Raw genomic sequence first — 19,755 nt, 5'->3', positions numbered from 1 at the left:
TGTCCTAACTCAAGCGGTCTTTGAAACTATCGTAGCCATATTCTTTGACAAGTTTAAAAGTACCATTTTGCTGAAATATACCAATCGAGGGCAAATTTACCCCGTTAAAGGTCGTCGTTTTAACCATTGTGTAGTGAATCATGTCATCAAATACCAACGTTTGCCCCACTTCCAGCGGCTGGTCAAAGGAATAATCTCCCATAAAATCACCCGCCAAGCAGGTCATTCCGCCAAGGCGATAAGTTGGTTTTCCTGCCTGCGGCTCATGGTAAGCCCCCAAAATACGCGGCTTGTACGGCATTTCGAGGGTATCGGGCATGTGTGCCGCAAAGGATGTATCCAAAATCGCCACCTCAATTCCTTGGCTATTGACAATATCCAAAACCGTAGAAGTCAAATACCCTGTTCGCCAAGCAATCGCCGAGCCTGGCTCTAAAATAACCTCTAATTGGTATTTTTCTTTTAACCTTTTTACCAATTGAATGAGTTTTGGAATATCGTATCCTTCGCGCGTCATGAGGTGACCTCCACCCATGTTTAGCCATTTTGCTTGGTGTAACAAATCTCCAAACCGCGCTTCCAAGGCTTCCAGTGTTCGCTCAAGCACATCCGAACCATTTTCACAAAGTGTATGAAAATGAATCCCTTCAATACCTTCGGGGAGCGTTTCTCCAAAGTGGTCGCGAGTCACGCCCAAGCGTGAACCAGGCACGCACGGGTTGTACATGTCAGTATCTACTTCCGAATACTGCGGGTTGACCCGAATCCCACACGAAACACTTGCCGCTGGGTGAGCAGCATTGTAAGCACTTACTTTGTCTTTGAAACGATTCCACTGAGAAAGCGAATTGAAGGTAATGTGGCTACTACGCTCCAATACTTCGTCAAACTCATTGTCTTTGTAGGCAGGAATGTACGTATGCGATGGGTATTCTAAATACTCATTAATCAGTTTAATTTCGTTTAGCGAACTCGCCGTTGCGCCAGGTAAATATTCCCTTACAATCGGAAAAGCACTGAACATTGAAAAACCTTTCAGAGCCAAGATGATTTGGCAGCCAGCCTCGTCCATCACTCCTTTGATAAGTTGTAGATTCTGACGCAATAAGCGCTCTTCCAATACAAAACAAGGCGACGGAAGGGTTGTAAAATCAATAGACATGTTATTTATATTGTCGAGTGACGAATGATTGAATCTTTATTTTATACAAATTTGTTGCGATACAGACGACAAATATAAAACTATAATATGAAAATCGGACTTGTACTATCGGGGGGAGGCGCCCGTGGCATCATACACTTAGGCGTTATTAAAGCATTGAACGAACAAGGAATCGTCCCCGATTTTATTGCTGGCACAAGCGCAGGAGCCATTGCAGGTGCTTTGGTAGCTCATGGATACAGCCCCGACGAAGTATTGCAAATCCTGTTAAAGACCAATTTTCTCAAATACTTACGTCCCTCATTTTCAGCCCCAGGATTACTGAAAATGGACAAAGTAGAAGATTTATACCTCCAGCTCATTCCCCATAATTCGTTTGCTCAGCTTCAAACACCGCTGATTGTGGCGGCTACTGACATCGCACAAGGCGAAATTGTTTATTTTGACCAGGGCGAGCTCATTCGTCCGCTTATGGCTTCAAGCTGCCTGCCAGGTATTTTTGCCCCCGTTAATTTTCAAAAAAGGATGTTAGTCGATGGGGCAGTTCTCAATAACCTTCCCATTGAACCCCTACTCGACCGCCAGGCCGATTTTCTCATCGCTTCCAACTGCAACCCACATTCCCTAGACAAGCCCCTCAACTCTACGCGCACCATCATTGAACGGAGCTTGCTTTTGGCTGTTCGCAACAAAACCCAAGAAAGACTCCAACGCTGTGATATTGTGCTCGAACCCAAAGAAGTAGGCCGTTATGATATTTTCGACGTGCGCAAAGCACGTGAGATTTTTCAGATAGGTTATCGTTGTGCGCTCAAGCAACCCATGCTTCTTTCTTCCCTCTCCAAAAAGTAAGGCTTCCAATTTTATCTAAATTGACACACTAAATAGACGAACTACCTTTTTTTGAAGACGAAAACCTGAATGACACACCTTGGTGTCAATAAAATTTAACATTCTTTTTTCACTTTTTTATTGTATTTTTTGAAGAATTTTATTTTAAATTTGCATCGAAAAAAAAACGTTGCACTAGGATTATCATAGCTTATCATTCGCCTAAAATACCTAGAATATTCGCTTAAAAACGCTTATAATAGCAAATTTTTCTTTCCAAAGTACCCATTTTTCCATAGATGATTTTTGGCAAATTGGCACTTTTGCAGAATTTACTTCCTATTTGATTTCTTGGATTATTTGATTTACTTTACGAACGGAATTTTCTTAACCTAACTAAATCTTGATATGACAAAAAACTCTACTTTCTCAATTTCTTCGTATTTCTTATAGCGCTGCTATTTTTCATTCCAGACAGACAGGTTCAAAACATCAAATAACACAAGCTACGTTCTTAGCATAGTAGTCTTATATAGTTATTCTATGGTGTGGATTCTATTACAGTTCTGCGATGATTATATAGCCGTTTTTGCTTTTGCGCTCACGCGTTTTTCTTAACCATAACTAATGTTTCACTTATCTAACCAAACTAAATCAAATCAAACATCCCTATGAGGAAAATTCTATTTCTGAGCTTCCTGTTGATATGCGCAGGTTGTGTCACAGTAGTGGCTCAAGATCGCAAGATTACAGGAAAAGTGACCTCGGCAGAGGACGGGAGTGCCCTGCCAGGTGTGTCGGTAGTAGTAAAGGGTACGTCGAAAGGTGTGAATACCGACGGGAATGGAAGCTATTCAATAGATGCTTCTAACAGCTCTACATTAGTGTTTAGCTTTGTTGGTACTGTTTCTCAGGAAATTGCTGTAGGTAACCGCACGCAAATCAACGTTACCTTGGCAGCTGATACCAAGCAATTGTCGGAAGTGGTGGTAACGGCGGTTGGTATCCAGCGCGACAAGAAGGCGTTGGCCTTTGCCGTTTCTAACGTAAAAGGCACTGACTTACAGCAACGCTCTGAGCCTGACCCACTTCGTGCATTGAGTGGAAAAGTACCAGGGGTCAACATCACAGCAGGTAACGGTGCCCCAGGTGCGGGTACACGTATCACCATCCGTGGTAACAACTCATTTACAGGTAACAACCAGCCACTTTTCGTTGTGGACGGTATTCCTTTTGACAACGGGGTAAACTCAACCCAAGGTTACAACCAAAACACTGTAACCTCAAACCGTGCGTACGACATCGACCCTAACAACATTGAGTCAATGACGGTATTGAAAGGTGCGGCGGCTTCGGCACTTTACGGTTCACGTGCAGCCAACGGGGTTATCGTTATCACCACAAAAGCAGGTAGCAAATCGGCTCGCAAAGGATTGGAAGTAACCTACAACTCTTCTTATTCAGTTGAAAAAATATCTTCATTACCTGAGTACCAAGATAGCTATTCTCAGGGTTCAAATCAAACGTATAATGGTGGGTTTATCGGAAACTGGGGTACTGCCATGCCAGATGCAGTAGATCGTATTAATGCAGGATTGGGCTTTGAACGCTATTCTAAAATCATTGACCCTGATTATCCTGCAGGTACAATTCCTCACCCATTGGTAGATGCCACTGTTCCATACGGTGCCGCGCGTTACAAAACAGCTTTCCCTGAGCTATTGCAAGCAAATGGCCGTGGTATTGCAGTACCTTTGAAAGCATACGACATTGTAGGTGGATTCTTCCGTACGGGAAAAGTATTGGAAAACGGTATCCAAATTAACTCTACGGGCGACAAAACATCTATCAATGCGTCAATGTCACGTACAAAAAATGATGGGATTGTTCCTAACTCATCGACAGAGCGTACTACATTGAGTTTCGGTGGAAATGCTACCTTGGTCAATGGCTTAAACGTGAGCGGTAGCGTAGCCTATACCCGTACTAATCAAACAAGCCCACAATCAGGTGCTGGTTATTATGCTGATTACGGCGGTTTGGCTTCAGCTGGTTCTATCTATAGTCGTTTATTTTATTTGCCACGTAACTATGATTTGAACGGCTATCCTTTTGAAAACCCAGTGGATGGTTCAAACGTATTCTACCGTGCACTTGACAACCCACTTTGGACAGCTAAATACAATCTCTATACCTCAAGCGTAAACCGTGTTTACGGAAACATGGCATTGAGCTACGACGTAACGCCTTGGTTAAACCTAACGGCTCGGGGTGGTTTGAATACTTATTCAGAAATTCGCCGCAACCAAGTTCGTCCAGGTGGTACTTTCCAGCCGCTTGGGTCTGTATTACGCCAAGATTTGACCAACTCAGAGGTTGACTTCACGTTCTTAGCAACCGCACAACACGACTTCACCGAAAAATTCAACGCAAAATTATTGGTTGGTTTTAACCCTAACGAACGTAGCTATAGTGAGTCAGGCGTGTCAGGATCTCCTGTAATTGATCCAAACGTAATGACAACCGCAGCAACGTTGACCCAAACTGCGTACGAATATTCTCGCAAGCGTCGTTTGTATGGTGTTTTCTCTGAATTGACTTTGGGCTATGGCAACTATGCGTTTATTACGGCATCAGTTCGTCAAGACCATTCTTCGACATTACCTGCGGCTAACAATAGCTATTTGTATCCTGCTATTTCGGGATCACTTATTTTTACAGACCTCTTAGCGCTTCCTAAAAACATCATCAACTTTGGTAAGCTCAGAGCTAACTACGCTAAAGTAGGTAAAGATGCCGATCCATACCAAGTAAATACGGCTTACAACTTGAGTCGTACTTTCTACAATGCAACGGCCATTTCAACCGCGTCTTTGCCAAGCCAGTTGAACAACGCTACACTACGACCAGAATTTACGTCTGAAGTAGAATTAGGGGCAGAACTTCAGTTCTTAAACAACCGCATCGGTGTTGACCTAGCTCATTTTAGCCGTGTTTCTACCGATTTGATCGTAACGCGCCAGTTGCCAAATACCACTGGTTTTAACACGGAAATTACCAACGCAGGTAAAATTTCAAACAAAGGATGGGAATTGGGCTTAACGCTTGTACCAGTGAAACTACGCAATGGCTTTACTTGGACTTCGTTTGTGGCTTACACACGTATTCGCTCTAAAGTGGAAGATGCAGGCCCTGGAGGCGAAATCTTCATTGGCGGTACAGGTCTTTCGTCATTGGGAACTATCTTCCGTAACGGCTTGCCTTATGGCCAAATTTACGGTTCAGTAAATGCTCGCGACGAAAACGGTAACTTGTTGATTAACCCTAATACTGGTTTGCCAATCCGCGCGGCTAGTGCATCAATCATCGGAGATCCTAACACGAAATATACTTTAGGTTGGACAAACACAGTGTCTTTCAAAGGATTTAACTTGAATATCTTGCTTGATTACAAAGCGGGTGGAAGCTTGTTCTCATCTACGGCAGCGTCGTTGTTGTTGCGTGGTCAGTTGAAAACTTCAGAAGATCGTGAAGGAATGCGCGTAATTCCAGGTGTATTGGGTGATCCAGCTACGTACAAGCCTTTGTTGGGTGACGACGGTAAGCCTATCAAAAACACGATTGCCATGTCTGCCTTCCAGTACCACTTCACAGATGGTTATGGTGCCTATGGTGCTGATGAAGTAAACATCTACGACGCGACAGTTATCCGCTTGCGTGAAATTTCTTTGGGTTATGAAGTTCCAAAAACATTCCTAAAAAAATACACGAAAGTATTCGGTGGGCTTCGCCTCTCTGCTTCGGGTCGTAACTTGTGGTTCTACGCTCCAAACATGTTGCCTGGCTTGAACTTTGACCCAGAGATTTTATCAAACTTCTCTGATTCAAACATCCAAGGATTTGATTTAGGGGCTTCACCATCGACTCGTCGTTTTGGTCTGAACATAACGGCAACGTTCTAATCAGTAGCCCAATTCATTCATCATTCAAAAGAGACATACAATGAATTACAAAAACATAGTTAAAACCCTGTCGCTAGGAGGACTTATTGCCATTGCAAGTTCTTGCCAACTGACAGAATTGGATATTAACACCGACCCTAACCGACCAGCAACGGGCTCGTTAGCGCTTTTGTTACCTGTGGCAGAAAACGCAGCCGTCAATGCACACCTTGCTGTTAACGACGCTGCAATGGGTTTTGCTGGCCTAAGCACAAGTTCAGACTCTTACAACTTGAGTAATACGTCTTTTCAAGGCACTTGGAATGCTAACTATCGATCATTGCAGACCATTGAAGAGATGCTAAAGGCATCAGCAGATGGAAAAAATCCCGTTTATCGTGGAATCGCCTTGACTTTAAAAGCATTTTCGGTAGGTCACATGGTGGATATGTTTGGCGATATTCCTTACACTGAAGCGTGGAAAGGAAACGCCACAGAGCCTAATAAAACGCCGAAATTTGATAAAGATTCGGAGATTTATGAAGACTTGCTCAAATTGTGCGACCAAGCGATTGCAGAATTGGCAAAACCACAGGCGGTAGCCGTAGCCAACGATTATTTCGGTGGTGGGAGTGCTGCTACTTGGACGCGCATTGCAAAAACAGTGAAGCTACGCTTATTGCTTACTTCTCGTAAAGGCCGCGCCAACGGAAATGCAGAATTAAAAGCCGCTTTTGATGCGGGTGGTTATATTACTACTGCTGCCCAAAACTGGACTTATTTGTACTCTAAGCAAGTAGCGCCTGAAAGAAATACCCACCCTTGGTACGGAACATACGCAGGTCTTGGTGACCCAGGTTACATCAACCACCAGTTGATGGGTGAAATGATTTTGAACAAAGATCCACGCTTGCCTTTCTACTTTTATCGTCAGACAAGCCGCGTTCTAGACCAAAATAACCCGACCGACCGCGGTACGACTCCTTTTGGAGGTTCTTATTTGCCATTACGTTCTACGTTCTTGGAAGAGTACAAAAGAGTTTTTGGCTTCACAGGAGACTTGCCAGCTACTGAAATCGCTTACATCGCTGGTTTCTTTGGCCGCGATCGTGGTGATGTTTCAGGAGCGGCAGCCGATGGACCGTTGCGGACGGCTCCTGGATGTTATCCTGCTGGTGGTGTTTATTCTGATAAAACCACCGCTGCAGTAGCACTGACTGGACAAGCAGCCCTTAACACGGGTGGTGATGGTCAATGGCCTATCATCCATAGCTGGAACACTAAGTATTACCAAATTGAAGCTATCTTGGATAATACGGGAGTAACAGGCGATGCAAAAGCATTGTTTGAAGCAGCCATGCGTGAGCAAATTGCAGTAGTAGTAGCACAAGGACTAAAGTCTGACCCAACTCGTGCTAAAGCACCTGCTGCGGCTGATATTACTGCTTACGTAAATGAGTGGTTGAAACTTTACGATGCTGCTGCTACAAATTCGGCTAAACTTAATGTAGTAGCTAAACAGATTTGGTTCTGTTCTTGGGGACAAGGAATGGATTTGTGGAACTTCCAACGCCGCACAGGTTATCCTATCCAAAGTCAATTTAAGCAGTTTTCGGTAGGGATTATGACTCCAATCTCAAAACCACCACGTCAGTACGCGTTGCGTTTGCCTTATCCTCAGTCAGAAGGTGCACTAAACCCTAACGCCTCTAAGTACATCACAGATGTGATTTTTGACCGCGACCCAATCTTCTGGGACAAAGTTAAAGTGAAGTGGGAGTTTTAAAATAGTGACGAATTTAGAATGAAGAATGCCGAATGTTAACGTTGGCACTCTTCATTCTCCAAACCTAAAGAAAGATACACAATGAAAAAAACACTTATATACTCACTATCTCTGGCGATTTTCCTTTTGGTAGGATGCCGTGATGAATCGTTGAATCCAAACAAACCTTGGGAACCAGGTGTGCATGGTTGGGGCGTTTTTGACGGAGTAGCTGAAGCTGCAAAAGCTAATATTGCAGCAAATGCAAAAACTTTCCCTCTTACAGGCCAAGACGCTTCTAAAATTGATTTTAAAATCCGCTGGGTGTCTCTCGACAATCAACTAACAGTCAACAAGATTGTTATCAAAGTTGATATGATTGAGTCATATACTGACCCTGATGGCAACCCTAAAACAGTCTCTTTGGGTAGCGGAGGAAAGGTAGTAAAAACCATAGATGCACCTGCTGGAAATCGTCAGTGGAATGCATTTAGCATCACCCCTGCGGAAATTTATAACCTTTACAAAGATGCGACGGTTAAGTATGACAAAGTAAATGCGGTAAAAGTATTTGATAACCCTGCTCGCCCTCGCCCTGCGGGAGCACGCTTGCAAGGAGCTAAAACTGGTGCTGCTGCCGATGCTTTTGTAGTCACTTGGGAATTGACCACTTCTACTGGTTTGGTGTTCAAAACATGGAACGAAGACAGTATCTGCCTTGACCCTACTCCAGTGTCTCAAGCTAACGCAAACTGCCGCTTGAACTTTATAGTAAAATAAGCATTCATAAATGCTTCATCAATAGCAGATTCTTCGGGGTCTGCTATTTTTGTTTTTTGGTGGGTTTTGTTTTATTTTTGAAGAGCAATAAAGTGTCATAAAACATGGAATTCAAAGACGAGGTGAGACGCATGAGCCAATCTGATTTTATTATTATCACAGAGCGAGATAATCGGCAATTGCGTGAAGATTTTCTGAAACTAAAAATACGGCATTTTTTAGACGCAAACTTTGATGCCCTCAACTAATGCGACTGGGGTTAACGCTCTCTTTACTGTTTTTTATTACGAACTCGTGGGCTCAAACGAAGCTAACGTTTTATGAGCATATAGAACCCCTCATTGCCAAAAACTGCACGGGTTGCCACCGCCCTGGCGGCATTGGGCCATTTAGTCTTCAAACCTACCAAGAAGTCTCCAAACGTTCCGAATTTGTGGCCAAAGTAACCCAAATTCGTTACATGCCTCCTTTTCCTGCCGACCGCTCTTTTCAGCATTATGCCAACGAACGCGGACTTACCGATGAAGAAATTGCGTTGATTCAGCAATGGGTAGCGCAAGGGAGTGTGGAAGGAAAAAAAAGCAAGGAGCAAAAATTGGCAAAGGGCAAGGAAAGAGATGCTTCCTTCGTCAGCATGACAATGCGCCAACCCGATTTAGTTCTGAAAATGCAAAATGCGTTTACGGTTCCCAATACGGGCGTTGAGGAGTTTAGGTATTTTCACATTCCCACTGGGCTGACCGAAGATGTGATGGTGGAAGCCATCGAGTTTTTGCCTGGCAACCGCAAGGTGGTACACCACAGCCGTGTGATGGTCGATACCAGTGGGCGCATGGCGGGGTTGGAAGGGATGCACGGCGCTGATCCAAAATTGGCCGAATTTCAAAAAATTCCGATGGCTGATGAGTTTCTGTACGGCTGGGTGCCTGGCAATGACCGCATTCAGTTTCCCGATGGCGTTGCCAAGAAAATCAAGGCGCATTCCAACCTGATTTTGTACATGCACTACTCGCCCTCGGCCACCTTCCAAACCGATCAATCTGAAATCCGTCTTTACTACACCCGTAAGCCCGTCGAGCGAGAAGTTCAGTCATTGATTCTTCACGAGCAGCACATCACCAACCCACCTTTTTTGATTCGCGCCAACCAAAAAGCGTCATTTTTTATGAGCTTAGGCCCGCTCAAAGAAGACATTTCAGCGATTTCGATTTTGCCCCACATGCACTATTTGGGCAAAACCTTCAAGTCGTTTGGAATCACACCCGACGGTGACTTGGCACCGTTTATTAAAATTGACAATTGGGATTTTAATTGGCAAATGACCTACCAGTTTGAAAAGCTCGTGAAAGTACCCCGCGGCACCGTTATTTTGGCCGAAGCAGCCTATGACAATACGGAAGAAAACCTCCTCAATCCCTTCAAGCCTGCCCGCGACGTAGGCTTTGGCTGGAATACCACCTCCGAAATGATGGAAATGGTGATTTATTACGTTCCCTACCGAACGGGCGACGAAAATCGATTGCAAGTTACCTCTACTAAATAGAATCAGTAAGGCGGGTTGTGAGCAACCAGCTTCACCGTGAGTCGGGTTGCTCACAACCCGACATAATCAAGGCAACCCGACAAAATCAATACAAGATAGCCCTATCGACTTTGGCAGGAAGCGGGCCTACGGTGCTAATTTTCAACGCGGCGATATTGGCACCTGCTTGGGCACATTCGGCAGGCGTTTTTCCGTCCAGCCACGCCGTCAAAAACCCTGACCAGTACGAGTCACCCGCACCCGTGGCATCTTTTACTTCAATCGGACGGCCTTCTATTTCGACGTAGTCTTTGCCATAATTAGACGAAACAATGCTTCCTTTTCCTCCCAACGTAAGACAAACCAACTGCGCCCCCATTTGGTGGAAAGTCTGAATAACCGCTGCATTTGGACGAACTTCACCGAAAATTCGCTCGGCGTCGTCTTCGCTTAGTTTTACAAAAGCACCGTTTTTACAATAATCCGCAATCACTTTTTGGGCGTGCGCACGGTCAGGCCAAATGGGCGGTGCATAATTGGCATCAAGGCTTACGATGCAGCCCGCTGCTTGCGCCCGTGCTGCCGCATCTACAATGGCGCTTTGGGCAGGTTCTTGGCTCAGGGCAAAACAAGTAGTATGAAAAAACGAGGCATTTTGAAGTAATTCATCCGAAATATGTTCCCGTTGAATCATTCGGTCGGCCGTACGGTACGCAATAAAATCGGGCGTTCCTTTGGTACGTGACACCAGCACAATACTCGTAGGAGCCAAGGCATCTTTGGCAATGTAAGCTGTATCAACGCCCGTTTCAGCCACTTTTTCAATGAGATAATTGCCCACATTGTCGGTACCGACGCACGACACCAGCGCGGTCTGGTTGCCCAAGCGCGCCATGTTAGCGGCTAAGTTGGCGGGACTTCCTCCCTGAAAACGTTGGAAGGTAGTGGTGTCAGTTAAGTTTTGGGTAAACTCCGTTCCGATGAGGTCGGCCAGCAGTTCTCCGACCGATACTAAAGCGTATTTTCTGTTCATCATAGGTATATTAGTAATGACCTGCAAGTTAGAAATGCTTTCGTGATTTGCAAACTAGAAGGTCTTGATAGACAAGGAATTTACTTTAATGCTGCTACCTTCTGAAGCAATAGAGATTTCACCCGCGTTTTTGGTGGGAAATACCCAATTGGTCATTACTTTCTCTCCCCCTTGGGCAAACACCTCCACGATGGACTTATCTACCAATACCCTCACATACAGTTTACCTTTTCGGAGTGGTACTTTTACCCGATCAATGCCCGAAAAACGGCGGTGGAAGTCGGTCAAGCCCGATTTGGTGCGGTCGAGCGAAAGTTCTTGGGTAGCCACATCATAGCGTAACACGGTCGCTTCCTCTCCACTTTGAAGCAACCGAAGGGTAAATCCTTCTGCTTTTTGAGGTTGAATCACCAGCAGTAAATCGTACGAATCTCCCTGAAAAGGCACTTTCCATACACCACTGATGGCCGCATTTTTAGCCACTAACGCCTTTTTACTCATCACTTTTTGAAACATAGGAACAGGCCGTTGAAAAAGCCGATACCCGTTAGGTGTCATCCGCAACGACATCTCACGTGGCACCGAAAATGCCCCTCGCCAAGTATCGCCAGTAGGAATATCGTTGGCATATTCCCAATCGTTGATCCATCCTATCATGATTGGTTTTTTGTGTTTTGGGGGCAAATTGCTAAACGGAATTCCCGCGTAGAAATCTTTCCCTTCGTCCACGTACAAAATTTCTTCCTGTTTTTGAGGCGTAAATTGCTTCCCGTCAAAGTCCCCAACAAAGTATTGCATCGCCAAATAACCCTTTTGCCGATGCCCGCTCGAAATCATCAATACCCACTTCGATTGGTTTTTGCCTTTCCCTTCTACAGGTATTTTAATCAGCGAAGGGCATTCCCAAATCTTGGTCATGTCGCCTTGTTTTCCAAATTCACTCAACAACGCCCACGTTTTCAAGTCTTTGGATTCATAAAACTGTACGGTGTATTCCAGCGGTTTTACCACCGTCATAATCCAAGCGTTGTGTTCAGGATACCAAATTACGTTGGGGTCACGAAAGTCTTTCATTCCCAAATCTAGCACAGGGTTTTTCTCATACAGTTGCCAAGTACGCCCTTTATCGCTGCTATACGCAATGCTTTGGTGCTGTGCTTTTCCTTCAATGTGCGACGTATAAATGGCGACCAGCCCTTTATGAAACCCTTCCTCAAAAAAACCTGACGTATTGAGGCTATCAACTACCGCACAGCCCGAAAACACCATGGTCGTTGTGCCGTCGGTATTGGGATATTCGGGTAGCGCAACGGGTAGCGTTTCCCACGTCACTAGGTCTTTGCTCACGGCATGTCCCCAGCTCATGTGCCCCCATTTGTTCCCAAAAGGATTGTACTGATAAAACAAATGATACTCTCCATCAAGATAGACCAAGCCGTTGGGGTCGTTTACCCAGTTTTTGGGAGGAGTATAATGAAACGTTGGTCGAAAATCTTGCGCCAATCCCGAAAAAAAAGCCATCAAAAGGCAAAAACTAGCCACTAGCTGTTTCATAAATTCTGTGTTAATTTAAAAAAAACGACAGGGAGAAAAATCGAGGGAGCAAGCTACTAAAAAAAGATAACCAAATGGACAATGGTAGTAGTGATTAACTACTACCATTTGCTTTCATTCGTTCCTTAACCTATCAGTATTTTTAGTATAAATATCAATTTCAGAAGAAAGTGGGCAAGTTTAAAAAACTTGTTTCAAATAACTGTGCGGTACTGTGCCGCTCAAAGCGAAATTTACAAAAATCTTTCCAAACTATACGTCATTTTTTTTGCAAGTGACTACTCAGCCCCTCAGAATAAATTAGGCAGCAAAAAAGCCAGATTCTACTTTTTTTACAAAAAACGTTTCCCCTATCTTACTGTTTCAAAGGAGGTTGTGCAAAAGACCGCCAGCCAAGCATTCGTTTCATCTTATTTTGTGAAATTTTTATGCCTAACTCGACGTTAAACAAGCATAGTAGAAACCAGTAGTCACCATAACGTACAGTGCCATGAAAGATCGTATTTTAAACATCCTTGAAGAATTTGGCGTTGAACGCCGCGCCGTCACAGAAAATGTTCATTTTGTAAAAGATTTAGGGTTTGACAGCCTCGACACTGTTGACTTAATGATGAAGCTTGAGCAAGAGTTTGGCTTGCGCATCCCCGACGAAGATTATCACAAACTCACTACATTGAGTAAACTTATCCAGTACCTTGAAGAAGAACAAAGCGTTGCGATGGCCGCCTAAGGCAAGCAACCCATTCAAACACTTTTAAGAGGATATGGCTATGATGGTCATATCCTCTTTATTTTTGTGACTTACTGTACACGACTATGTACCCTTTATTTTCGGACGAATACTACATGCAATTGGCCCTTTACGAAGCCGAAGCCGCCGCCGAAGCAGGCGAAATCCCCGTGGGAGCGGTGGTCGTATGCCAACGTAAAATCATTGCCAAAACCCGCAATCAAACCGAACAATTGACGGATGTCACTGCTCATGCCGAAATTTTGGCCATCACAGCGGCGGCTTCGTATTTGGGTGGAAAATACCTGCGCGATTGTACGCTTTACGTAACGCTTGAGCCTTGCGTGATGTGTGCGGGCGCACTGTATTGGTCACAAATTGGCAAAGTCGTCTATGGTGCTTCCGACGAAAAACGCGGTTTTTCGCTCGTCAAACAGCCCCTGCTCCACCCCAAAACGTTGGTTCGCCGAGGCGTGCTTGAAGAAGAAAATACGCAATTGCTGAAGAATTTTTTCCTCAAGCTGCGAACATAAAACGCGGGCATGATGTTTTGCTCTCGAACATACAATCTTACTTTTAAAATAAACAACCAATCACATGGCTTTTACATTAGATCCGCTTCCATACGCATCTGACGCGTTGGAACCCCATTTCGACCAAACGACAATGGAAATCCACCACGGTCGTCACCATAATACTTACGTTACGAACCTCAACAATGCCGTAGCTGGTACGCCAAACGAAGGCAAAAGCCTCGAAGAATTGGTAGCCAACGCAGGCGCTATTTCACCAGCCGTTCGTAACAACGGCGGTGGCCACTGGAACCACACGTTTTTCTGGAATATCCTTTCACCCAACGGTGGCGGCGCTCCAGTAGGCGATTTGGCGGCGGCTATCGACGCTAAGTTCGGTTCATTTGATGCGTTCAAAGACGAGTTCAAAAAAGCAGCGTTGGGCCGTTTTGGTTCGGGCTGGGCGTGGCTTATCAAAACTGCCGAAGGCGTAGCCATCACTTCGACTCCCAACCAAGACAACCCGTTGATGGACATTGCCGAAGTAAAAGGCACACCTATCCTCGGCCTTGACGTGTGGGAGCACGCTTATTATTTGAAGTTCCAAAACAAACGCCCCGACTACGTGGACGCTTTCTGGAACGTTGTAGATTGGAACAAAGCAGAAGCTACTTTCCAAGGAGCGTAAGCTTGTTTTTGGGTCTTCTCAAGGACTAAAAAATCCCCCTCGAATTTCTTTCGAGGGGGATTTTTTCTAACTACTCAACGTTGAGACCTGTCCTAGTACGTCTCGTTAGTTGGTAGCTTCGTCGCCGTTTTTGCGAAACTAGCAACATGTTTTGCGGTTTATGCGTATTTCGCAAGATAAACTTATTCGCGATTGTGGTTGTTATCATCTACCTTTGCATATTAAAATCATACTTCGCCTATTTTGACACCTTCCATGGCTGCAATTAATTGCTCATTTTGCGGCAGACGCAAGAACGAGGTTCAGCTCCTGCTTTCGGGCATCGATGCCCATATTTGTAACTTCTGTATCGAACAAGGATACGGGGTAGTGCAAGAAGAGTTGTACCCAAAAAAGAAAAAAGAAAAGCCTTCTACCCCGAAGTTTAACCTTGTTAAACCCTTGGAAATGAAGCGCTACCTCGACCAATACATCATTGGCCAGGACGAGGCAAAAAGAACACTTTCGGTGGCCGTTTATAACCACTATAAGCGCCTAATGCAGCCAAAGTCGAACGATGATGTACAGATTGAGAAATCGAACATCATCATGGTAGGTGAAACAGGGACGGGAAAAACCTATTTGGCCCGTACCATCGCCAAAATGCTCCAAGTGCCTTTCTGTATTGCCGACGCGACCGTCGTGACCGAAGCAGGTTATGTAGGCGAAGACGTAGAAACCATCTTGACGCGCCTTCTCCAAGCGGCCGATTATAACGCCGAAGCGGCCGAACGCGGCATCGTGTTTATTGATGAAATTGATAAAATCGCGCGCAAAAGCGACAATCCTTCTATCACCCGCGACGTGAGTGGCGAGGGGGTTCAGCAAGCGCTTCTTAAATTGTTGGAAGGCTCGGTGGTGAACGTACCGCCGCAAGGAGGTCGTAAACATCCCGACCAAAAGCTAATCCCGCTTAATACTGAAAACATTTTGTTTATCTGCGGAGGGGCTTTTGATGGTATCGACCGCCACATTGCCAAACGGATTAATTCGCGCCCGATTGGGTTTACGACCGACCGCCGTTTGGGAGAAATTTTCGACAAGGGCAACTTGCTTCGCTACATCGCGGCCCAAGACTTGAAGTCGTTTGGTTTGATTCCTGAGCTAATCGGGCGTCTTCCAGCATTGACATACCTCAATCCGCTCGACCGCGATGCACTTCGTCAGATTTTGACTGAGCCTAAAAACGCGTTGACGAAACAGTACAAAAAGCTATTTTCAATGGAAGGGATTAAACTCACTTTCGACGATGAAGTGCTTGAATACATTGTTGACCAAGCGTTGGCGTACAAACTCGGGGCCCGTGGTCTTCGCTCCATCTGTGAAGCCATTATGACCGATGCGATGTTCGATTTGCCATCCAACAAAGACGTTACCGAGTTTACCCTTACGCTCGATTACGCCCGCGAGAAGTTTGAGCGTTCGTCTATACACATCCTTAAATCAGTCGCCTAATGACATCGCTCGTACTTCTTCACGGCCACGGTATTGATAGTTCAATTTGGGAAGGCATCAAAAAATGCCTTCCTGAGTACCCTATCTTTACCCCTGAACTTGCCTCCGAAACTCGCTTTGTGAGCATCGAAGACTATGCCGCAGGGCTTCGGGAGTGGTTGTTGGAGCAAGGCATTGAGCGCTGTGTGCTGGTGGGGCATTCGATGGGTGGCTACATTGCGTTGGCTTTTGCCGAAAAATACCCTGAGTTATTGGCTGGATTTGGGTTGTTTCATTCCACAGCCTACGCCGACGACGAGGCCAAGCGCGAGCAACGCATCAAAACGCTTCGGTTCATGGAAACCCACGGGGCAGCGGCGTTTATTAAACAGGCCTCTCCCAACATGTATGCCGAAAGCTACCTCGAAACGAATCCAGAAGCACTTTCAAATCATATTCAAACGTACTCCCAACTTCCTACCGATGCGGTGATTGCAGGCTTCAAAGCCATTATGAATCGCCCCGACCGTACGGCGGTTTTGGAGGCAACGTCTCTTCCTGTTTTATTCATTTTTGGGAAAGAAGATAAATTTATTCCTTTTGAAAAGAACATCGGGCTCAGCGAACTTCCCCAAAATGCACAGACGCTCGTGCTGGCCGAAGTAGGCCACATGGGTATGTTTGAAGCGCCCGAAGCCTGCGCAAATGCGCTGGCGGAGTTTCTGAAAAATATCGAATAAGGAACTGCTATTCTTGGCTTTCTGAAAGAATCTATGGAACTTTGACCAACAGTTCTCGCTTCTACCCCTAGAAACGGCGCCTGCGAAAGCCTCCGTGCGGATGTTTTCAAGCTATTTTACCCACTAAACAAATATGCTCTCGAACGAAACTCTATTTTTTGGAGCGTTTACGATTTTTGTCATCTTCGTAATGCTCATCGACCTTGGTGTGTTTTCCAAGAAAAAAAGCCACATCGTTAGTTTTAAAGAAGCAGGTATCTGGAGTGCCATTTGGGTGGCGTTGTCGGTTGCCTTCTATTTCTTTATCAAACAATATGGCTACCTCATCCACGACGTGTCGGACATGGCTCATTTGCAAGAAATTGTAGATAAATACGCCAAACACCTCGTCCTTGTGCCCGATAACTTTGACGCGAGTCTCCAAATCTTTGAAAACAACATGGCCCTGGAGTACATCACAGGTTATTTGGTGGAATATTCGCTCTCGGCCGACAATATTTTTGTTTTTATCCTGATTTTCAATTCGTTTGGCGTCCACGAAAAGTTCTACAAAAAAGTCTTGATTTGGGGAATTTCAGGCGCAGTTGTGCTTCGTTTTATCTTCATTTTTGTGGGCTCGGCCTTGCTCCAGCAGTTTGAGTGGATTATTTACATCTTTGGTGGTTTTTTGGTTTACACAGGGGTGAAAATTTTGTTCGAAAAAGAAGAAGACGAACAAATGAACCCCAACGACCACATTGCGGTGAAGTTTGCGTCAAAATACTTCAATGTGTATAAACGCAACGTCATCGACCACTTTTTTGTCTATCATAAGCGGTTCAAAAAATGGTACATCACACCTATTTTTGTGGTGGTAATTGTGATTGCTTTCACTGATTTGATTTTCGCCGTGGATTCTATTCCCGCGATTTTCTCCATCACCAAAGACCCATATATCGTCTTCTTTTCTAACGTATTTGCCATCATGGGGCTACGTTCGATGTTCTTTTTCTTGTCGAGCATCATGGACAAATTCCATTACCTCAAGCCAGGCTTGGGTATCTTGCTTTCGTTCATTGGAACCAAGATGATTGCCCACAGCTACTTGGAAAAATGGGGTTTCAAAACCATCTATTCATTGTACATCATTGTGGGAATTTTGGCCGTGGCAGTCATTGCTTCGCTTTTGTTTCCTCCCAAAGAAGAAACCCCTGCTAAAGCATGATTTATCACATTGTTTCGGAAGATTACTGGAAAGGCTTTGAAGGCCAACCCGCTTATTTCAGCGAAACATTCGACGCTGAAACGTTCATCCATTGTAGCCTCGAAGAGCAGATTGCGGGAGTATTGGAGCGGTATTATGTGGGCGTCACAGGCTTGGTTTTGCTGCACATCGACGAGTCAAAACTTACCTCAACGCTACTTTACGAACCTGCCCCGCACAACGGAGAATTGTTCCCGCACATTTATGGTGGTATCAATCGCGAAGCCGTGGTGGAAGTAACTTCTCTTTCGTAGATACCTTCCCGAAGGTTTTCAACTTCCTTTCACCTTCCCGAAAGTTTTGAACTTTCGGGAAGGTTGGCTTCTACACCTCAAAGACCGTAAACTGGTCTGGAATCTCAATATGGCGGAAGCCTTCCGCTTCGAGGCGATGTTTAAAAGCAAGTTGGTTGTCATACTCCCCGTGCACCAAAAACAACGTCTTCACCTGCGCGGGGTCTTGGCATTTCAAAAACTGAATCAATTCGTTGTAATCAGCATGGGCCGAAAACGAATCCATCACCTCTACTCTCGCCTTTACTGGGTACGTTTCTCCAAAAATCCGCACTTCCGCATCACCGCGTTTTAGCGCTCCCCCAAGACTATCAGGAGAACAGTAACCTACCAACATGATTGTGTTATCAGGGTTGAGGATATTGTTTCTGATGTGATGTTTAATCCGTCCCGCTTCGGCCATCCCCGATGCCGAAATAATCACACAAGGCTCTTTGAGGTCGTTGATAGCCTTCGACTCCTGTACATCAGACACGTAGTGTAAGTTAGGGAAGTTAAACGCATCGCCGTCTTTCTCAATATATTCCAAAATATCAGGATTAAAATATTCATCGTGCTTGCGCATGATAGACGTTGCCTTGATGGCCAACGGACTATCAATAAATACTTTTAGACGGGGCAAAAGTCCCTCGTTGGCCAATTGGTCTAGGGCATAAATCAGTTCTTGGGTACGGTCAATGGCAAAGGCAGGGATAATCAGTTTTCCTCCTCGTGTTACGCACGTATCGCGTACTACCCGCAGTAAGTGCGCCTTCATGTCAGGTTCAGGCTCGTGCTGACGATTCCCGTAGGTTGACTCACAAATAATCACTTCGGCCTGTGGGAATGGCTCAGGACTACGCAAGATTTTGTCGTCTGGGCGACCCACGTCTCCTGAAAACGTAATTTGTTTTTCAATTCCTTGGTCTTTGATGGTCAAATGCACCGCCGCACTTCCCAAAATATGTCCTGTGTCGGTAAAGCGTACTTTTATCTCGTCGGTATTAAGCCAAAAATCTTGGTGATAATCGACTGTCACCAGCAATTCAAGGGTTTTGCGCACGTCGTTTTCATCGTACAACAACTCCAACTCTTCATCGCCCCGCTTTCGACGGCGTTCGTTGATTCGCTCCAAGTCTTTTTGTTGAATAAAAGCACTATCAAGCAGCATAATATTACACAAGTCGGCCGTAGGAGGCGTACAATAAATGGGGCCATTGAAGCCCTTACGAACCAAGCGAGGCAGCAACCCCGTGTGGTCAATGTGGGCGTGGGAAAGCACCACAAAATCAATTTCATTGGCTTTGAAGCCAAAATTTTGGTTAAGATCTTGGGTGTTAATCCCCTGAAACATCCCACAATCAAGCAAAACTTTTGTTCCTTTTTCGGTCGTAATCAGGTGCTTAGAACCTGTCACGCGGCGCGCCGCGCCAAAGAATTGTATTTTCATCTGATTTTTTGTTTAAACGTAAAGCCCCGAGTCTCGAATTAAACGTATTTATTCGACAT

17 protein-coding genes are annotated in these 19,755 nt (G+C 45.1%); 13 read left to right on the top strand and 4 right to left on the bottom strand.

The window, feature by feature from the left end:
• Nucleotides 1–4: 4 nt before the first annotated feature.
• Nucleotides 5–1,162 carry a carboxynorspermidine decarboxylase gene (nspC, locus tag FHS57_RS24440; RefSeq protein WP_183978299.1) on the bottom strand — a complete coding sequence of 386 codons (1,158 nt, stop codon included), beginning with the start codon at nucleotides 1,160–1,162 and terminating at the stop codon, nucleotides 5–7.
• Nucleotides 1,163–1,249: 87 nt separating this feature from the next.
• Between nspC and FHS57_RS24435 the strand changes: the two genes are divergently transcribed.
• The 6 genes from FHS57_RS24435 (at nucleotide 1,250) to FHS57_RS24410 (ending at nucleotide 10,022) form a co-directional block, all read left to right on the top strand.
• Nucleotides 1,250–2,014: a patatin-like phospholipase family protein gene (locus FHS57_RS24435; RefSeq protein ID WP_183978297.1), complete on the top strand. Its 765-nt coding sequence runs from the start codon at nucleotides 1,250–1,252 to the stop codon at nucleotides 2,012–2,014.
• A gap of 650 nt (nucleotides 2,015–2,664) precedes the next feature.
• Nucleotides 2,665–5,955, top strand: a complete 3,291-nt coding sequence (locus FHS57_RS24430) for a SusC/RagA family TonB-linked outer membrane protein (protein ID WP_183978295.1) — start codon at nucleotides 2,665–2,667, stop codon at nucleotides 5,953–5,955.
• Nucleotides 5,956–5,995: 40 nt separating this feature from the next.
• A complete protein-coding gene (locus FHS57_RS24425) occupies nucleotides 5,996–7,720 on the top strand; it encodes a SusD/RagB family nutrient-binding outer membrane lipoprotein (protein ID WP_183978293.1) in 1,725 nt (574 codons plus the stop codon).
• An 81-nt stretch (nucleotides 7,721–7,801) separates the two neighbouring features.
• Nucleotides 7,802–8,479 (top strand): hypothetical protein, encoded by a 678-nt coding sequence (locus FHS57_RS24420; protein ID WP_183978291.1) that lies wholly within the window; start codon nucleotides 7,802–7,804, stop codon nucleotides 8,477–8,479.
• A gap of 104 nt (nucleotides 8,480–8,583) precedes the next feature.
• Nucleotides 8,584–8,727 (top strand): hypothetical protein, encoded by a 144-nt coding sequence (locus FHS57_RS24415; RefSeq protein WP_183978289.1) that lies wholly within the window; start codon nucleotides 8,584–8,586, stop codon nucleotides 8,725–8,727.
• Complete coding sequence (locus FHS57_RS24410) at nucleotides 8,727–10,022, top strand: c-type cytochrome (RefSeq protein WP_183978287.1); 1,296 nt, start codon at nucleotides 8,727–8,729, stop codon at nucleotides 10,020–10,022. The genes FHS57_RS24415 and FHS57_RS24410 overlap by 1 nt, the downstream gene beginning before the upstream one ends.
• Before the next feature lie 85 nt (nucleotides 10,023–10,107).
• Here the strand turns inward: FHS57_RS24410 and FHS57_RS24405 are convergent, their stop codons facing one another.
• Nucleotides 10,108–11,037 carry a carbohydrate kinase family protein gene (locus FHS57_RS24405; protein ID WP_183978285.1) on the bottom strand — a complete coding sequence of 310 codons (930 nt, stop codon included), beginning with the start codon at nucleotides 11,035–11,037 and terminating at the stop codon, nucleotides 10,108–10,110.
• A 51-nt stretch (nucleotides 11,038–11,088) separates the two neighbouring features.
• Nucleotides 11,089–12,588 (bottom strand): glycoside hydrolase family 32 protein, encoded by a 1,500-nt coding sequence (locus FHS57_RS24400; protein WP_183978284.1) that lies wholly within the window; start codon nucleotides 12,586–12,588, stop codon nucleotides 11,089–11,091.
• Between the two features lie 490 nt (nucleotides 12,589–13,078).
• On the opposite strand from FHS57_RS24400, the gene acpP reads away from it, so the two are divergent.
• The 7 genes from acpP (at nucleotide 13,079) to FHS57_RS24365 (ending at nucleotide 18,228) form a co-directional block, all read left to right on the top strand.
• Entirely contained in the window at nucleotides 13,079–13,318 is a 240-nt protein-coding gene (gene acpP, locus FHS57_RS24395; RefSeq protein WP_028523909.1) for an acyl carrier protein, read from the top strand.
• 86 nt (nucleotides 13,319–13,404) lie between these two features.
• On the top strand, nucleotides 13,405–13,851 hold the full coding sequence (locus FHS57_RS24390) for a nucleoside deaminase (protein WP_028523908.1): 447 nt from the start codon (nucleotides 13,405–13,407) through the stop codon (nucleotides 13,849–13,851).
• A 64-nt stretch (nucleotides 13,852–13,915) separates the two neighbouring features.
• Nucleotides 13,916–14,518, top strand: coding sequence for a superoxide dismutase (locus FHS57_RS24385; RefSeq protein WP_183978283.1), 603 nt, complete (start codon nucleotides 13,916–13,918; stop codon nucleotides 14,516–14,518).
• A 255-nt stretch (nucleotides 14,519–14,773) separates the two neighbouring features.
• Complete coding sequence (gene clpX / locus FHS57_RS24380) at nucleotides 14,774–16,012, top strand: ATP-dependent Clp protease ATP-binding subunit ClpX (protein WP_183978282.1); 1,239 nt, start codon at nucleotides 14,774–14,776, stop codon at nucleotides 16,010–16,012.
• Nucleotides 16,012–16,731: an alpha/beta fold hydrolase gene (locus tag FHS57_RS24375; protein WP_183978281.1), complete on the top strand. Its 720-nt coding sequence runs from the start codon at nucleotides 16,012–16,014 to the stop codon at nucleotides 16,729–16,731. The genes clpX and FHS57_RS24375 overlap by 1 nt, the downstream gene beginning before the upstream one ends.
• 133 nt (nucleotides 16,732–16,864) lie before the next feature.
• A complete protein-coding gene (locus tag FHS57_RS24370; protein ID WP_183978280.1) occupies nucleotides 16,865–17,935 on the top strand; it encodes a TerC/Alx family metal homeostasis membrane protein in 1,071 nt (356 codons plus the stop codon).
• The gene (locus tag FHS57_RS24365; protein WP_183978273.1) at nucleotides 17,932–18,228 is read left to right on the top strand and encodes a DUF952 domain-containing protein; all 297 of its coding nucleotides are present in this window, start codon (nucleotides 17,932–17,934) and stop codon (nucleotides 18,226–18,228) included. The genes FHS57_RS24370 and FHS57_RS24365 overlap by 4 nt, the downstream gene beginning before the upstream one ends.
• Before the next feature lie 70 nt (nucleotides 18,229–18,298).
• Here the strand turns inward: FHS57_RS24365 and FHS57_RS24360 are convergent, their stop codons facing one another.
• On the bottom strand, nucleotides 18,299–19,696 hold the full coding sequence (locus FHS57_RS24360) for an MBL fold metallo-hydrolase RNA specificity domain-containing protein (protein WP_183978271.1): 1,398 nt from the start codon (nucleotides 19,694–19,696) through the stop codon (nucleotides 18,299–18,301).
• Nucleotides 19,697–19,755: the final 59 nt, after the last annotated feature.

The sequence above is a fragment of the Runella defluvii genome (assembly GCF_014195535.1).
GTDB classification, from domain to species: Bacteria; Bacteroidota; Bacteroidia; order Cytophagales; family Spirosomataceae; genus Runella; species Runella defluvii.
The sequence above is the reverse complement of the archived record's forward strand: the minus strand, read 5'-3'. Positions and strand labels throughout refer to the sequence as shown.

Coding starts and splice junctions, on each gene's coding strand:
- nspC (WP_183978299.1), bottom strand. CDS start 1,162: ATGTCTATTGATTTTACAACCCTTCCGTCGCCTTGTTTTGTATTGGAA.
- FHS57_RS24435 (WP_183978297.1), top strand. CDS start 1,250: ATGAAAATCGGACTTGTACTATCGGGGGGAGGCGCCCGTGGCATCATA.
- FHS57_RS24430 (WP_183978295.1), top strand. CDS start 2,665: ATGAGGAAAATTCTATTTCTGAGCTTCCTGTTGATATGCGCAGGTTGT.
- FHS57_RS24425 (WP_183978293.1), top strand. CDS start 5,996: ATGAATTACAAAAACATAGTTAAAACCCTGTCGCTAGGAGGACTTATT.
- FHS57_RS24420 (WP_183978291.1), top strand. CDS start 7,802: ATGAAAAAAACACTTATATACTCACTATCTCTGGCGATTTTCCTTTTG.
- FHS57_RS24415 (WP_183978289.1), top strand. CDS start 8,584: ATGGAATTCAAAGACGAGGTGAGACGCATGAGCCAATCTGATTTTATT.
- FHS57_RS24410 (WP_183978287.1), top strand. CDS start 8,727: ATGCGACTGGGGTTAACGCTCTCTTTACTGTTTTTTATTACGAACTCG.
- FHS57_RS24405 (WP_183978285.1), bottom strand. CDS start 11,037: ATGATGAACAGAAAATACGCTTTAGTATCGGTCGGAGAACTGCTGGCC.
- FHS57_RS24400 (WP_183978284.1), bottom strand. CDS start 12,588: ATGAAACAGCTAGTGGCTAGTTTTTGCCTTTTGATGGCTTTTTTTTCG.
- acpP (WP_028523909.1), top strand. CDS start 13,079: ATGAAAGATCGTATTTTAAACATCCTTGAAGAATTTGGCGTTGAACGC.
- FHS57_RS24390 (WP_028523908.1), top strand. CDS start 13,405: ATGTACCCTTTATTTTCGGACGAATACTACATGCAATTGGCCCTTTAC.
- FHS57_RS24385 (WP_183978283.1), top strand. CDS start 13,916: ATGGCTTTTACATTAGATCCGCTTCCATACGCATCTGACGCGTTGGAA.
- clpX (WP_183978282.1), top strand. CDS start 14,774: ATGGCTGCAATTAATTGCTCATTTTGCGGCAGACGCAAGAACGAGGTT.
- FHS57_RS24375 (WP_183978281.1), top strand. CDS start 16,012: ATGACATCGCTCGTACTTCTTCACGGCCACGGTATTGATAGTTCAATT.
- FHS57_RS24370 (WP_183978280.1), top strand. CDS start 16,865: ATGCTCTCGAACGAAACTCTATTTTTTGGAGCGTTTACGATTTTTGTC.
- FHS57_RS24365 (WP_183978273.1), top strand. CDS start 17,932: ATGATTTATCACATTGTTTCGGAAGATTACTGGAAAGGCTTTGAAGGC.
- FHS57_RS24360 (WP_183978271.1), bottom strand. CDS start 19,696: ATGAAAATACAATTCTTTGGCGCGGCGCGCCGCGTGACAGGTTCTAAG.